The 14,044-nt window shown below is 73.3% G+C and carries 11 protein-coding genes; 4 read left to right on the forward strand and 7 right to left on the reverse strand.

The annotated features are described in order from the left end of the window. Positions 1 to 123: 123 nt before the first annotated feature. Positions 124 to 975, reverse strand: a complete 852-nt coding sequence (gene recX / locus ACIHEJ_RS27780; RefSeq protein ID WP_400139479.1) for a recombination regulator RecX — start codon at positions 973 to 975, stop codon at positions 124 to 126. Between the two features lie 3 nt (positions 976 to 978). After that, complete coding sequence (gene recA, locus ACIHEJ_RS27785; protein WP_400139481.1) at positions 979 to 2,106, reverse strand: recombinase RecA; 1,128 nt, start codon at positions 2,104 to 2,106, stop codon at positions 979 to 981. Between the two features lie 337 nt (positions 2,107 to 2,443). On the opposite strand from recA, the gene ACIHEJ_RS27790 reads away from it, so the two are divergent. Then, positions 2,444 to 3,187 (forward strand): hypothetical protein, encoded by a 744-nt coding sequence (locus tag ACIHEJ_RS27790; RefSeq protein WP_400139483.1) that lies wholly within the window; start codon positions 2,444 to 2,446, stop codon positions 3,185 to 3,187. A gap of 42 nt (positions 3,188 to 3,229) precedes the next feature. On the opposite strand, the gene ACIHEJ_RS27795 is transcribed toward ACIHEJ_RS27790, so the two are convergent. Together ACIHEJ_RS27795 and ACIHEJ_RS27800 are read right to left on the reverse strand one after the other, a co-directional pair. Further along, the gene (locus ACIHEJ_RS27795) at positions 3,230 to 4,480 is read right to left on the reverse strand and encodes an AI-2E family transporter (protein WP_400139484.1); all 1,251 of its coding nucleotides are present in this window, start codon (positions 4,478 to 4,480) and stop codon (positions 3,230 to 3,232) included. A gap of 123 nt (positions 4,481 to 4,603) precedes the next feature. Beyond that, positions 4,604 to 4,798 (reverse strand): DUF3046 domain-containing protein, encoded by a 195-nt coding sequence (locus ACIHEJ_RS27800; protein WP_400139486.1) that lies wholly within the window; start codon positions 4,796 to 4,798, stop codon positions 4,604 to 4,606. Positions 4,799 to 4,878: 80 nt separating this feature from the next. Between ACIHEJ_RS27800 and ACIHEJ_RS27805 the strand changes: the two genes are divergently transcribed. Beyond that, positions 4,879 to 5,823, forward strand: a complete 945-nt coding sequence (locus ACIHEJ_RS27805; protein ID WP_400139488.1) for a hypothetical protein — start codon at positions 4,879 to 4,881, stop codon at positions 5,821 to 5,823. A 34-nt stretch (positions 5,824 to 5,857) separates the two neighbouring features. Here ACIHEJ_RS27805 and ACIHEJ_RS27810 read toward each other — a convergent pair whose 3' ends face one another. The 3 genes from ACIHEJ_RS27810 to ACIHEJ_RS27820 are packed head-to-tail and all read right to left on the reverse strand — an operon-like array spanning position 5,858 to position 7,931. Further along, positions 5,858 to 6,166 carry an AzlD domain-containing protein gene (locus ACIHEJ_RS27810; RefSeq protein WP_400139490.1) on the reverse strand — a complete coding sequence of 103 codons (309 nt, stop codon included), beginning with the start codon at positions 6,164 to 6,166 and terminating at the stop codon, positions 5,858 to 5,860. Further along, positions 6,163 to 6,963 (reverse strand): AzlC family ABC transporter permease, encoded by an 801-nt coding sequence (locus ACIHEJ_RS27815; protein WP_400139528.1) that lies wholly within the window; start codon positions 6,961 to 6,963, stop codon positions 6,163 to 6,165. The genes ACIHEJ_RS27810 and ACIHEJ_RS27815 overlap by 4 nt, the downstream gene beginning before the upstream one ends. Before the next feature lie 50 nt (positions 6,964 to 7,013). Beyond that, a complete protein-coding gene (locus ACIHEJ_RS27820) occupies positions 7,014 to 7,931 on the reverse strand; it encodes an AraC family transcriptional regulator (RefSeq protein ID WP_400139491.1) in 918 nt (305 codons plus the stop codon). A gap of 132 nt (positions 7,932 to 8,063) precedes the next feature. Between ACIHEJ_RS27820 and ACIHEJ_RS27825 the strand changes: the two genes are divergently transcribed. Next, positions 8,064 to 13,055, forward strand: a complete 4,992-nt coding sequence (locus tag ACIHEJ_RS27825) for an ATP-dependent helicase (RefSeq protein ID WP_400139493.1) — start codon at positions 8,064 to 8,066, stop codon at positions 13,053 to 13,055. Positions 13,056 to 13,125: 70 nt separating this feature from the next. Then, positions 13,126 to 13,971 (forward strand): Fpg/Nei family DNA glycosylase, encoded by an 846-nt coding sequence (locus tag ACIHEJ_RS27830; RefSeq protein ID WP_400139494.1) that lies wholly within the window; start codon positions 13,126 to 13,128, stop codon positions 13,969 to 13,971. Positions 13,972 to 14,044: the final 73 nt, after the last annotated feature.

Here is a 14,044-nt window from a genome sequence, read left to right on the forward strand (position 1 = left end):
CACTGCATGGCGTGCCCATGACATGCTGCCCCGGCCGGTGAGCCTGCGTGGCACACCGGTGGACTTCCGGCCGGTCCCGCCCCGCCCGGCCGGTCCCGCCCCGCCCGGCGGGTCGCTCGGCCGTCAGAAGTCCCCGTCGCCGAGGAAGTCCGCGTCCTCGCCCTCTTCCTCCAGTGCCTGACGGACGACTCGGAGGGCCATGCCCTCCGGGTAGCCCTTGCGGGCGAGCATGCCGGCGAGGCGGCGGAGCCGCTTGTCACGGTCGAGGCCGCGGGTGGCGCGCAGTTTGCGGGCGACGAGGTCGCGCGCGGTCGCCTCCTCCTGCTCGGAGTCGAGCTGGGCGACGGCCTCGTCGATCAGCGTCGAGTCGACCCCCTTGGTGCGCAGCTCCTGGGCGAGTGCGCGCCGGGCGAGCCCCCGGCCATGGTGCCGGGACTCCACCCAGGCGTCCGCGAACGCGCCGTCGTCGATGAGGCCGACCTCTTCGAACCGCGACAGCACCTCCTCGGCCACGTCCTCGGGGATCTCCCGTTTGCGCAGGGCGTCCGCGAGCTGCTTGCGGGTGCGCGGGGTCCCGGTGAGCAGGCGCAGGCAGATCGCCCGGGCCCGCTCAGCCGGGTCCCCTGAAGACTCCCCCCGCTCGGCCCTCGACGAGGAAGGGGCGCCTTCGTCCTCACCGGGCGCGTCCCCGAAGCCGCGCCTCCGCCGACCGCCGCGTCGCCGCCCGCCTCGCGGACCGGCGTGGTCCCCGGAGCCACGGCCGGGCGAACCGCCCCCGTACGGCTCGTCGTCCGCGCCGTTCGGGTGGATGCCGTCGCCCTCCCGGGCACCGGCCGAGCGGTGCGCGCCGTACTCGTCACTCCCGTACCCGCCGTCACCGTCCTTGGCGGAGCCCCCGTGGTCCCCGGTGCCCCTCCCCCGTGGGGCACCGGGGGTGGCGTACTCGTACTCGGCCCAGTCGGTTCGTCGTGTCACGGGTCAGCTCTTGGCTGCGGCGGCCTTGGGCTTGGTGGCCTTGGCGGCTGCCGTGGCGGGCGCCGTCTTGGCGGAGTCCTCGGCCGCGGTGGTGACCGCCGCGTCCGTGCCCGGCTCGGCGGCGGGCTCCTCCGGCCGGACACCGACGCCCAGCTTCTCCTTGATCTTCTTCTCGATCTCGTTGGCCAGGTCGGGGTTGTCCTTGAGGAAGTTGCGCGCGTTCTCCTTGCCCTGGCCGAGCTGGTCGCCCTCGTACGTGTACCAGGCGCCGGCCTTGCGGACGAAGCCGTGCTCCACGCCCATGTCGATCAGGCCGCCCTCGCGGCTGATGCCCTGGCCGTAGAGAATGTCGAACTCGGCCTGCTTGAAGGGCGGCGCGACCTTGTTCTTGACGACCTTGCAGCGGGTGCGGTTGCCGACCGCCTCGGTGCCGTCCTTCAGGGTCTCGATGCGGCGGATGTCGATACGCACCGATGCGTAGAACTTCAGCGCCCGGCCACCGGTCGTGGTCTCCGGAGAGCCGAACATCACGCCGATCTTCTCGCGGAGCTGGTTGATGAAGATCGCGGTCGTCTTGGACTGGTTGAGCGCACTGGTGATCTTCCGCAGTGCCTGGCTCATCAGGCGGGCCTGGAGACCGACGTGACTGTCGCCCATTTCGCCCTCGATCTCCGCGCGCGGGACGAGGGCGGCGACTGAGTCGATGACGATGAGGTCGAGGGCTCCGGAGCGGACCAGCATGTCCACGATCTCCAGGGCCTGCTCGCCGTTGTCCGGCTGGGAGAGGATCAGGTTGTCGATGTCGACGCCGAGCTTCTTCGCGTACTCGGGGTCGAGAGCGTGCTCCGCGTCCACGAACGCGACCTGGCCACCGGCCTTCTGGGCGTTGGCCACGGCGTGCAGGGTCAGGGTCGTCTTACCGGAGGACTCCGGTCCGTAGATCTCGACGACACGGCCGCGCGGGAGGCCACCGACACCGAGGGCGACGTCGAGCGCGGTCGACCCGGTCGAGATGACCTCGATGGGCTCCTTCGACCGCTCGCCCATGCGCATGACCGCGCCCTTGCCGAATTGCCGTTCAATCTGTGCGAGCGCGGCGTCGAGCGCCTTCTCGCGGTCGGTTCCTGCCATGGGTTCCACCCGGTTTGCTTGAGTCGATCGCTTCACGTCAAAGACGCTAACGCCTGCCACTGACAATGCGCCCCGACGCAGGCCCAGCCTGTGGATAACCGAGGTACTTCTCCCCGCAAATCGGGACGAAGTCTCTTGTCGAAAGCCTCGCCTGAGCCTCAATGAGAATGGATGTTCGATTTTGGTGTCAAGCGCGCCACGTCAGCGCCCCGAGGCGATGCGCGGAAGCGAGGCCACCCGCCGGGACCGGTGGCCGAGTGCCCTGCTCCCGGCGGCGTAGCGCGGCTGCCTTCGGCCGGACGACGACCTCACGGCCCGCTCCCGGGAGCCTTGGGCCATGAAGATTCCGCGCGCCACCGACCGTCTCTGTCATGCGACGGGGCTTTTCCTCGCCCTGTCAGGACTTGCGCACCTGGTGGTGTTCGCGGTCGACGGCGGCCCATGGGACGGCCCCGTCTCCTGGCGCAAGCCCGCCACCTTCGGGCTCTCCTTCGGGCTGACGCTGATGGCGATCACCTGGGTGACGTCGTATCTGCGGGTCGGCGCGCGGCTGCGCTCGGTCCTGCTGCTGGTCTTCGCCGCCGACTGCGTGACGGAGGTGGGCGGCATCACCCTTCAGGCATGGCGCCGGGTGCCCTCGCACCTGAACATGGAGACACCCTTCGACACAGCGGTGTCCATGACCCTCGCGGTGGGCGGCGGCATCCTGGTCGCCCTGCTCACCGTCTTCGCCGTAGCGTCTTTCCGGCACCGCCCGACGGGCCCGGCAGGCATGCCCCTCGCCGTCCGCTCCGGCTTCGCGATCCTGCTGGTGGCGCTGGCCTCGGGTGCGGCGATGATCGCGCGCGGTGTCGTGCTGACCCGGACCGGCCACCAGGAGGCGGCCTATCACTCGACAGCCCCGCTCAAGCCGCTGCACGGCGTGAGCCTGCACGCGGTCCTCGTCCTGCCCCTGCTGGCCCGGCTGCTGTCCCGCTCCGCCTGGAGCGAGCCGGTACGCGTGCGGATCGTCACCACGGCGGTGGGCTGTTACGCGGCGGCCGTCGCCGGAGCGGGGGTGTGGGCGGTGCTCATCTTCTGAGCGCCTGACGACGCCCGGGGACCGGGGCGCGACCGAACCGGCCTACGACGACTCCTCCAGGCCGGGCCCGGGCCGCCCGTCCCACAGCCGCCGCACGCGCGCGATCAGCCCCGGACCCCCTGGCCCGCGGCGGTGCCCGTGCACCCGCGGGTCGTCCGTGACGGCGTACCGCTTCACGTAGGCCCCGAGGAACGCCTGCAGGGTGGCCACGGCGGGGATGGCGATCAGCGCGCCGACGGCGCCCAGCAGCGCGGTGCCGGCTATGACCGAGCCGAAGGCGACCGCCGGATGGATGTCGACCGTCTTGGCGGTCAGCTTGGGCTGCAGCATGTAGTTCTCGAACTGCTGGTAGACCACGACGAAGACCAGCACCCACACCGCGTACCAGGGATCCACGGTGAACGCGATCAACATGGGCAGGGCGCCCGCGAGGTACGTCCCGATGGTGGGGATGAACTGCGAGACCAGGCCCACCCAGACGCCGAGCACGGGCGCGTACGGCACGCCGAGGGCCTGGAGAAGGATGTAGTGCGCGATGCCGGAGATGAGCGCCATGAGGCCGCGCGAGTAGAGGTAGCCGCCCGTCTTGTCGACGGCGATCTCCCAGGCGCGCAGCACCTCGGCCTGGCGGGCCGGCGGCAGGACGGAGCACAGGGCGCGGCGCAGCCGGGGACCGTCGGCGGCGAAGTAGAACGAGAACAGCCCGACCGTCAGCAGCTGGAACAGCCCGCCGAGCACCTGGGCGGACACGTCGAGGACACCGGCCGCGCTGTTCTGCGCGTACTTGCGCAGCCAGTCGGAGTGGAGCAGGCCCTCCTGGACGTCCACTCTTCTGAGCTGCGTGTGGAACGTCTCGTTGATCCAGTGGATGAGCGAGTCGAGGTACTCCGGGAATCCCTCGACCATCTTGATGATCTGTCCGGCCAGCATGGAGCCGAGCAGGGTGACGAACCCGGCGACGACGATCGTCAGCCCGAGGAAGACCAGGAAGGTGGCGAGCCCTCTGCGCATGCCGCGGGCGGCCATCCGACTCACCGCGGGCTCGATCGCAAGGGCCAGGAAGAACGCGATCAATATGTTGATCAACAGCCCGGTCAGCTGGTGGAAGGCCCAGCTGCCCAGCTGGAACGTGGCGATCAGTGCGAGCGCGAGCACCATGGCGCGCGGCAGCCAGCGCGGCATGCGGGCGGCCGGAGCGGCGGTACCGGGGGCCGGAGGCCGGTCGGGCGGTGCCGTACCGGTCGGTGTCGTGTGCCGGGTGGGCGACTCGTTGTCCTCGTCAGTGCGTGCCACGGGCCCAGTGTCACCCACGTCGCCGACAACCGGCGCCCACCTGCGGTTTTCGTGACAGATCAGTGGCGTAGCGTGCAGCTCTTCCCGGACGATCAGAACATTTCGGTCACGCTGGGGCCCGCGTCAGCGCCTCTCGCCCGGCACGTTCATGACCGTGCAGACGACGCGCCAGACGTCCTTCGCTTCCCAGCCGGCGTCCAGCGCCTCCTTCACCGTGCGTCCGCCCAGCTCCGACATGACGTGATCACGCGCGAAGGTGTCGGCGTACCCCGGACCGAAGTGTTCCGCCATCCGCTGCCAGAAGACCGTCAACCGCATGACTCCAGTATCCCGCCCCTGAGGGTGGGCCCCGCCCGGGAGGGCCTTGGGAGAACGCTTTCCGCCCTACGGTCTGACGCATGTCCGAAACCGGAGCTTCCCCACTCCCTGCCACGCCCCCCGCGCGCTCCCCCCTGTTCCGCGCCGAACAGTTCGTGTGGCTCACCGCGCGCGTGCTCGAGCAGCGCCTCTTCGCGTACCACTTCCTGAACGGCACCGCGGACGCGGTGGAGACGGCACTGGACGCCTATCGCAACGAGGACGGCGGCTACGGGCACGCACTGGAGCCCGATCTACGCGGACCCGTCAGCCAGCCCCTGCACACCGCGCACGCCCTGCGGGTCCTGGACGCCGTCGGGCGCTGCGGCGGGCAGCGGGCGGAGCGCGTGTGCCGCTATCTGACCTCCGTCTCGACCGCCGACGGTGCCCTGCCGGCGATCCACCCCGGCCAGCGCGGCTATCCGACGGCGCCCTTCGTCCCGGTCGTCGACGACCCACCCAGCGAGCTGCTCGGCACCGGTCCGGTGGTCGGGCTGCTGCACCGCAACGAGGTGTGGCACGCCTGGCTGTTCCGGGCCACGGACTTCTGCTGGCAGGCGGTGGAGACCCTGGACAAGTCCCATCCCTACGAGGTGGAGGCCGCCGTGGCCTTCCTCGACTCCGTTCCCGACCGCCCGCGCGCGGAAGCCGCCGCCGACCGGCTGGGCCGCCTGGTGCGAGACCAGCGGCTCGCGGCGCTGGACCCGGACCGGCTCGAGGCGTATCCGGTCGCATCCGGCTACGCCCCGGGCGAGCACCACTTCCCGCACGACTTCGCCAGGACTCCGGACTCGCTCGCGCGCGCGTGGTTCACCGACGACGAGATGGCGCGCTCCCTGGACCGGCTGGCCGCCGAGCAGCAGGAGGACGGCGGCTGGCCGGTCCGCTGGCGCCACTGGGCACCGGCGCCCGCGCTGGAGGCACGCTCCATGGTCACGATCGAGGCGCTGCGCACGCTGCGGGCCCACGGCCGTTTCGTGGGCTGAGCCTGCTCCGGCCGCTCCCCCGGCAGATCCGCGTTCACCCGCCGAAAGCCCGTACGCCCGCCGTCACCACCACCGCGGCGGTGACCACCAGCAGGAACGGCGCACGCAGCACGAGAGCGGCGGCGGCCGCGCCGAGCCCGGCGGCCCGGGCGTCCAGCACGAGCGCGTGCCCGTCGGCAAACGTCTGCTGCGCGGTGAGCGCGGCGAGGAGGGCGACCGGCAGCAGGGCGGCGAGCCGCCGCACGACCGGCCGCTCCAGCGCGCCGGCCGGCACCAGCAGCCCGGCGAGCTTGACGGCGTAGCAACCCAGGACGGTCACGGCGATCGCGATCCAGGTGTTCACCGGTCCTCCTCCGATCCTTCCGGTACGCCCGACGCGGCGGGTCCTGCCTGTACGCCCGATACGGCGGCCCTCTCGACCCCACCCGGTGTGCCCCCTCGTGCGCGCCCCCTGCGCCGGCCCTCGACACAGAGCGCCACCGGTGCCGCCAGCGCCGCCGCCAGGACCGGCACGCCGGCCGGCAGGACCGGGAGCAGGCCGAGACCCAGCAGCACCGCGAGGCCCGCTGCCGTGCGCTCGGTGGACGTCTTCAGCATCGGCGCGAGCAGGGCCAGGAACACGGCAGGGCCGGCTGCGTCCAGACCCCACGCGCGCGTGTCGCCGATGGCCTTGGCGCCCAGCACGCCGAGCAGCGTGGTGAGGTTCCACAGCACGTACAGGGAGAGCCCGGTGACGGTGAACCCGATGCGCGCGGCGCGCCGGGTCGGCTGTGCCAGGGTGACCGCCGTGGTCTCGTCGATCACCCACTGGGCGGCGAACGGCCGCACCGCGCGCGGAAGGGCGAGCACCTGCGACAGGCGCAGCCCGTAGAAGGCGTTGCGCACACCCAGGAAGAAGGCGCCGGCGGCGGCCGTGAACGGGCCGCCCCCGGCGGCGAGCGCTCCGACCAGGGCGAACTGGGAGGCGCCGGTGAACACCAGGAGGCTGAGCGCGCAGCTCTGGAGCAGCCCGAGTCCGCTGCCGGCCGAGGTCACCCCGAAGGCGAATCCGGACAGGCCCACGGCGACGCCGACCCCGAGGGCGTCCCGCACCACCGCCTTGTCCGGCTTGTCCGTGTTCTGTGCACCGTCGGCGGTCATGTCGGCGCGTGCTGTCTGCTGTGCCACGCCCCGGACGCTACGGGTGGCCGTCAGCCCGCGTCTTGTACGTTCTTGCGCTCACGCTGGTAGGCGCCCGGGGGCACGCCGACGATCCGGGCGAAGTGCCGGGTGAGGTGGGGCTGGTCGGTGAAGCCGACGGCGACGGCTGTGTCGGCCGGTGTCGTCCCCGCGTCCAGCAGCAGCCGTGCGCGGCGCACGCGGGCGTCGGTCAGCCAGGTGTGCGGCGGCATGCCGTGGACGTCACGGAACGCCCGAAGCAGCGCGAAAGGGCTGGTCCCCAGGTCGGTGGCGAGCTGTTCGAGCGTCGGCGGCGCGGCCATCCGCTCCTCCAGCACGGCACGCGCGCGGTCGGCGACGCGGGCCCCGGCCGGCCGTGTCCGCCGCTGCGGCAGCGGTCCGCCGTTGAGGCGCAGCAGCCGGGTCACGACGACCCGCAGCAGGGTGTCGGCGGCGAGCGCGTTGCCCTCGTCGGCGGCGCGGAGCACCTGGTGGACCAGGCGGACGGTGTAGGGGTCGTCGAGGACGGGGCTGACGAAGCCCGGGGTGCCCCGGATGGTGGTCGTCTCGGCGGCGATCGCGGCGACCAGCTCGGGCGAGGGGTAGACCGCGCCGTACAGCCAGCCCTCGGGGACGCCGGCCCGGCCGGTGTGCGGGGTGTCCGGGTTGACCAGTGCGAGGGCTCCCGCGCCCACGGACACGTCGGAGCCGCGGTGCTGGAAGATCTCGACGCCGTCGGCGACGGCCGCGATCACGAAGTGCTCGTGGGTGTGCCGCACGAAGGTCTTGTGTATGTACCGGGCCCGCAGCAGATCGACCCCGGGCAGCTCCTCGTACCGCCAGTGCCGCGCCCGCTCCGCCGGCCGCCGGCCCCGGTCCTCGCCCCGCCGGTCCTCGCCGGGCCGGCCCTCACCCGACCGGTCCCCGCGCCGTCCCGCTGTACCCGCCATGCCCCCATTCTCCGCCCCACCATCCGGAACCCTTTCCGCCCCACCGCCCGGAACCAGCCGCCGCTCCCGCCCTGCGGCACGACGTCTGCGCAGGTCAGCCCGATTGTCAGTGGCCGGGTGCAGGATGGACGCATGGTCAGCTCCGCACATCGAGCCCTCGACGGCTTCTCCCCCGCGACCCGCGGCTGGTTCACGGGGGCCTTCTCCGCGCCCACCGCGGCCCAGGCCGGCGCGTGGCAGGCCATCGGGGAGGGCTCGGACGTGCTGGTGGTCGCGCCGACCGGCTCCGGCAAGACGCTGGCCGCGTTCCTCGCCGCCCTGGACCAGCTGGCCTCGACCCCGCCGCCGGCCGACCCGAAGAAGCGCTGCCGGGTGCTCTACGTGTCACCGCTGAAGGCCCTCGCCGTGGACGTCGAGCGGAATCTGCGCAGCCCGCTGACCGGCATCCGCCAGGAGTCCGTGCGCCTGGGACTGCCCGAGCCCGAGGTCAAGGTCGGCATCCGCTCCGGCGACACCCCGGCCGCCGAGCGTCGCGCGCTGTCCACGCGCCCGCCGGACATCCTGATCACCACGCCCGAGTCGCTGTTCCTGATGCTGACCTCGGCCACGCGGGACGCGCTGACGGGCGTGGAGACAGTGATCCTGGACGAGGTGCACGCGGTCGCGGGCACCAAGCGCGGTGCGCATCTCGCGCTCTCCCTCGAGCGACTGGACGAGTTGCTGCCGGCACCGGCCCGCCGGATCGGCCTGTCGGCGACCGTCCGCCCGGTGGACGAGATCGCCCGGTATCTGTCCCCGCGCAGGAAGGTGGAGATCGTCCAGCCGGAGTCCGGCAAGGAGTTCGACCTCTCCGTGGTGGTTCCCGTCGAGGACATGGGCGAGCTGGGCGGCTCACCCGCGACCGACGCCGGCGAGGGCGCCGAGCGGCCGTCCATCTGGCCGCACGTGGAGGAGCGGATCGCCGACCTCGTCCAGGCCCACCGCTCCACGATCGTGTTCGCCAATTCCCGTCGGCTGGCGGAGCGCCTGTGCAACCGGCTCAACGAGATCGCCTACGAGCGCGCGACCGGCGAGACCCTGGACGAGCACCACGGCCCCGCCGAGCTGATGGGCGGCTCGGGCGCGGCCCAGGGCGCACCGCCGGTGATCGCCCGCGCGCACCACGGCTCGGTCTCCAAGGAGCAGCGCGCCCTGGTCGAGGAGGACCTGAAGGCCGGGCGCCTGCCCGCGGTGGTCGCCACCTCCAGTCTCGAACTCGGCATCGACATGGGCGCCGTCGATCTCGTCGTCCAGGTCGAGTCCCCGCCGTCGGTCGCCTCCGGGCTCCAGCGCGTCGGCCGCGCGGGCCACCAGGTCGGCGCCGTCTCCACCGGTGTCGTCTTCCCCAAGTACCGCGGTGACCTGGTCCAGGCGGCCGTGGTCACCGAGCGGATGCGCTCGGGCTCGATCGAGTCCCTGAAGGTGCCCGCGAATCCGCTGGACGTGCTCGCCCAGCAGTTGGTCGCCATGACGGCACTGGACACCTGGCAGTTCGACGACCTGCTCACCGTGGTCCGCCGCGCGGCCCCGTTCGCCTCCCTGCCCGAGTCGGCGTTCACGGCGGTGCTCGACATGCTCGCCGGCCGCTACCCGTCCGACGCGTTCGCGGAGCTGCGCCCGCGCGTGGTGTGGGACCGCGTGGCCGGCACCGTCACCGGCCGGCCGGGAGCCCAGCGGCTCGCCGTCACCTCCGGCGGCACGATCCCCGACCGCGGTCTGTTCGGGGTGTTCCTCGCCGGATCCGACCCCAAGAAGGGCGGCGGCAGGGTCGGCGAGCTGGACGAGGAGATGGTGTACGAGTCCCGGGTGGGGGACGTCTTCACGCTGGGCACGAGTTCCTGGCGCATCGAGGACATCACCCGCGACCGCGTCCTGGTCTCCCCCGCGCCGGGCGTGCCGGGCCGGCTGCCGTTCTGGAAGGGCGACCAGCTGGGCCGCCCGCTCGAGCTGGGCCGCGCGGTGGGCGCGTTCCTGCGCGAGGTCGGCTCCCTGCCCAAGGAGGAAGCCCGGCCGCGCCTGCTGGCGGCGGGCCTGGACGCCTGGGCCGTGGACAACGTGCTGTCGTACCTGGCCGAGCAGCGTGAGGCCTGCGGCCATGTCCCGGACGACCGCACGATCGTCGTGGAGCGCTTCCGCGACGAGCTGGGTGACTGGCGGGTCGTCGTCCACTCCCCCTTCGGCGCCCAGGTCCACGCCCCCTGGGCGCTCGCGCTCGGCGCCCGTCTCTCCGAGCGGTACGGCATGGACGCGCAGGTCATGCACGCCGACGACGGCATCGTGCTGCGCCTGCCCGATGCCGACCTGATGGGCCTGGACCTGCTCGACCAGGAGCCGGTGAAGGCCGGCGCGGAGTACGACAGCGAGCAGGCGCCGGTCGGCGCGGCGGACGTCGCCTTCGACAAGGGCGAGGTCGACCAGATCGTCACCGACCAGGTCGGCGGCTCGGCGCTGTTCGCCTCCCGGTTCCGCGAGTGCGCCGCCCGCGCGCTGCTGCTGCCGCGCCGCAACCCCGGCAAGCGCACCCCGCTGTGGCAGCAGCGCCAGCGCGCTGCCCAACTGCTGCAGGTGGCGAGCGAGTTCGGCTCCTTCCCGATCGTCCTGGAGGCGGTCCGCGAATGCCTCCAGGACGTCTTCGACGTCCCCGGGCTCGTGGAGCTGATGGGCGACATCGAGTCCCGCAAGGTGCGTCTGGTCGAGGTCACCACTCCGGAGCCGTCCCCGTTCGCCCGCTCCCTGCTCTTCGGGTACGTCGCCCAGTTCCTGTACGAGGGGGACTCCCCGCTCGCCGAGCGCCGGGCCGCCGCTCTCTCCCTGGACTCCCGGCTGCTGGCCGAGCTGCTGGGCCAGGCGGAGCTGCGCGAGCTGCTCGACGCGGAGGTCCTCACCGAGCTGGAGCGGGAGCTCCAGTGGCTCACCGAGGACCGCCGTGTCAAGGACGTGGAGGGCGTGGCCGACGTGCTCCGCCTGCTCGGCCCGCTGACCGACGCCGAGCTGGTCGCGCGGGGTGCGGACCCACAGTGGGCGCGGGAGCTGGCCGGCGCCCGCCGGGCCATCAAGGTGCGCATCGCGGGCGCCGACCACTGGGCGGCGGTCGAGGACGCGGGCCGGCTGCGCGACGCGCTCGGCACCGCGCTGCCCGTCGGTGTCCCCGAGGCGTTCACGGAGCCCGTCAAGGATCCGCTGGGCGACCTCCTGGCGCGGTACGCCCGCACGCACGGCCCGTTCACGTCGGCCACGGCGGCGGCCCGCTTCGGTCTGGGCGTCGCGGTCACCGAGGGCGCCCTCCAGCGTCTCGCCGCGGGCGGGCGCGTCGTCCAGGGCGAGTTCCACCCGGCGGGCATCGGCCAGGAGTGGTGCGACGCGGCCGTACTGCGTCGTCTGCGCCGCCGTTCCCTGGCCGCGCTGCGGCACGAGCTGGAGCCCGTACCGCCCGCCGCCCTCGCCCAGTTCCTGCCGCAGTGGCAGCACATCGGCAAGGGACACGGGCTGCGCGGCATCGACGGACTGGTGCGCGCCGTCGAACAGTTGCAGGGCGCCTCCGTGCCCGCTTCCGCGCTGGAGAAGCTGGTCCTGCCCTCGCGCGTCGCGCACTACACGCCGTCGATGCTCGACGAGCTGACCGCGGCGGGCGAGGTGGTGTGGGCCGGGGCCGGCGCCCTGCCCGGCAAGGACGGCTGGGTCTCCCTGTATCTGGCGGACGCGGCCCCGGTGCTCCTCCCACCGCCGCATCCGCTGGAGCTGACCGCGCTCCACCAGTCCGTGCTGGACGCTCTCTCCGGCGGCTACGGCCTGTTCTTCCGCCAGATCGCCGACCAGGTGCGCGCCACCACCCACCCCGACGTCACCGACCCCCAGCTGGCCGACGCGCTCTGGGACCTGGCCTGGTCGGGGCGGCTCACCAACGACACCCTGGCGCCGATGCGTTCCCTGCTGGGCTCGGGCCGTACGGCCGGCTCGACCGCCCACCGTGCCAAGCGCACCGTCCCGCGCGGACGCTACGGCTCCCTGACGGCCGCCGCGCGCACGGCCTCCCGCACCGGGCCGCCCACCGTCGCCGGTCGCTGGTCCCTGCTGCCCGCGGCCGAGCCGGACGCCACCGTGCGCGCCCACGCGCTGGCCCGCACCCTGCTCGACCGGCACGGCGTGGTCACCCGGGGCGCGGTCGCCGCGGAGGGCGTCGAGGGCGGTTTCTCGGCGGTCTACCGCGTGCTGTCCGTCTTCGAGGAGAGCGGGCAGGCCAGACGCGGTTACGTCGTCGAGGGCCTGGGCGCGGCCCAGTTCGCCATGGACGGCGCGGTGGACCGGCTCCGCGCGGTGTCCAACGCCCGGGACCGGAGCGAGGGCCTGCCCGCCCCGGCTGCCGGGAGCGGCTTCGCGGAGCCGGGGTGGCCGAACGGTTTCGCCGCCCCGGGCGCCCCAGGCGGCTTCACCGACGGCGCCCGGCACGGCCACGCACCCTCCGACGCCTTCGACGGAGCCGACGGCGGCTTCGCCCACCCCGGTCTCGACGGCGACTTCACCTGGCCTCCGACGGACCCCTCTCCGGCTCCGGGCGAATACGTCTCCCCCCGCGACCTCGCCGACCCCTTCGCCTCCCCCGGCTACGGCGGCCCCCGAGGAGGCGGCACCACCGGTTACGGCTCGGCCGCGACCCGGCGCCACGGCAACGGCCGTGACGGCGGTCCGCAGCCCGATCCCCGTGCCGTGGTCCTCGCCGCGGCCGACCCCGCCAACGCCTACGGCGCCGCCCTCCCGTGGCCGGAGCCACCGGCCGGTGCCGGACACAAACCGGGCCGCAAGGCCGGCTCGCTGATCGTGCTGGTGGACGGCGAGCTGACGGTCTACATGGAGCGCGGCGGCAAGACGCTGCTGGCCTGGCCCGCCGCCCCGGACACCGCGGCCCCGGACGATCCCCGCCTCCGTACGGCCGCCGAGGCCCTGGCCGCGGCGGCCCGCGCGGGCTCGCTCGGCACGGTCACGGTCGAAAAGATCAACGGCGCCCAGGCCCTGACCTCACCCGTCGGCACCCTGCTGGAAGCGGCGGGTTTCGTGGCGACCCCACGCGGCCTCCGCCTGAGAGCCTGAGGAGCCCCGTCCATCCACCACCACGACACCACCGAACCTCCGCCTCCCCCCGTCGTGGCACCCTTGACGCATGCCCGAAGGTGACACGGTCTGGCAGGCCGCGCGGCGGCTGCACGAGGCCCTCGCGGGCAAGGTGCTGACACGCAGCGACTTCAGGGTGCCGAAGTACGCGACGGTCGACCTCACCGGCCGTACCGTGCTCAACACGATCCCGCGCGGCAAACACCTGCTCACCCGGTTCGAGGGCGGCCTCACCCTGCACACCCACCTGCGCATGGAGGGGGCCTGGAAGGTGTTCGGTGCGGGCGAGCGCTGGCGGGGCGGGCCGGCGCACCAGATCCGGGTGGTGCTCGGCACCACCGACCGCACCGCCGTCGGCTATCGCCTCCAGGTCCTGGAGCTGCTGCGCACGACCGACGAGGAGCGGGTCGTCGGCCACCTCGGCCCCGATCTGCTCGGCCCGGACTGGGACCCCGAGCGCGCGCTGGCCAACGTCCTCTCCGACCCCGCCCGGGAGCTCGGCGAGGCCCTGCTCGACCAGCGCAATCTCGCCGGCATCGGGAACGTGTACAAGAGCGAGCTGTGCTTCCTGCTGGGCGTCACGCCCTGGCTGCCGGCCGGCGCCCTCCCCGCGGACCGCGCCGAGAAGCTGCCCGCCCTCGCCAAGAAGATCCTCGAAGCCAATCGCGACCGCCCGGTCCGGCAGACCACCGGCCTGCCCCGGCCCGACCTGTTCGTGTACGGCCGCGCGCCCCGCCCCTGCCTGCGCTGCCACACCTCGGTCCGCGTGGCCGACCAGGGCGACGGCACCCAGGAACGCCCCACGTACTGGTGCCCCGCCTGCCAGATCGGCCCCGCTCCCGCCCCCGGTTCGGCACAGCGCTGGCGGGAGCGCTATCCCCGCCGGACCACCTGACGCCGAGTCACATCCGGAACGAGTCGTGTCGCACGTCAATTGACGGACCGTCAGAAACGCTCGTACGGTCCCT

This window comes from Streptomyces sp. NPDC052301 (assembly GCF_044593395.1).
Taxonomy (GTDB): domain Bacteria; phylum Actinomycetota; class Actinomycetes; order Streptomycetales; family Streptomycetaceae; genus Streptomyces.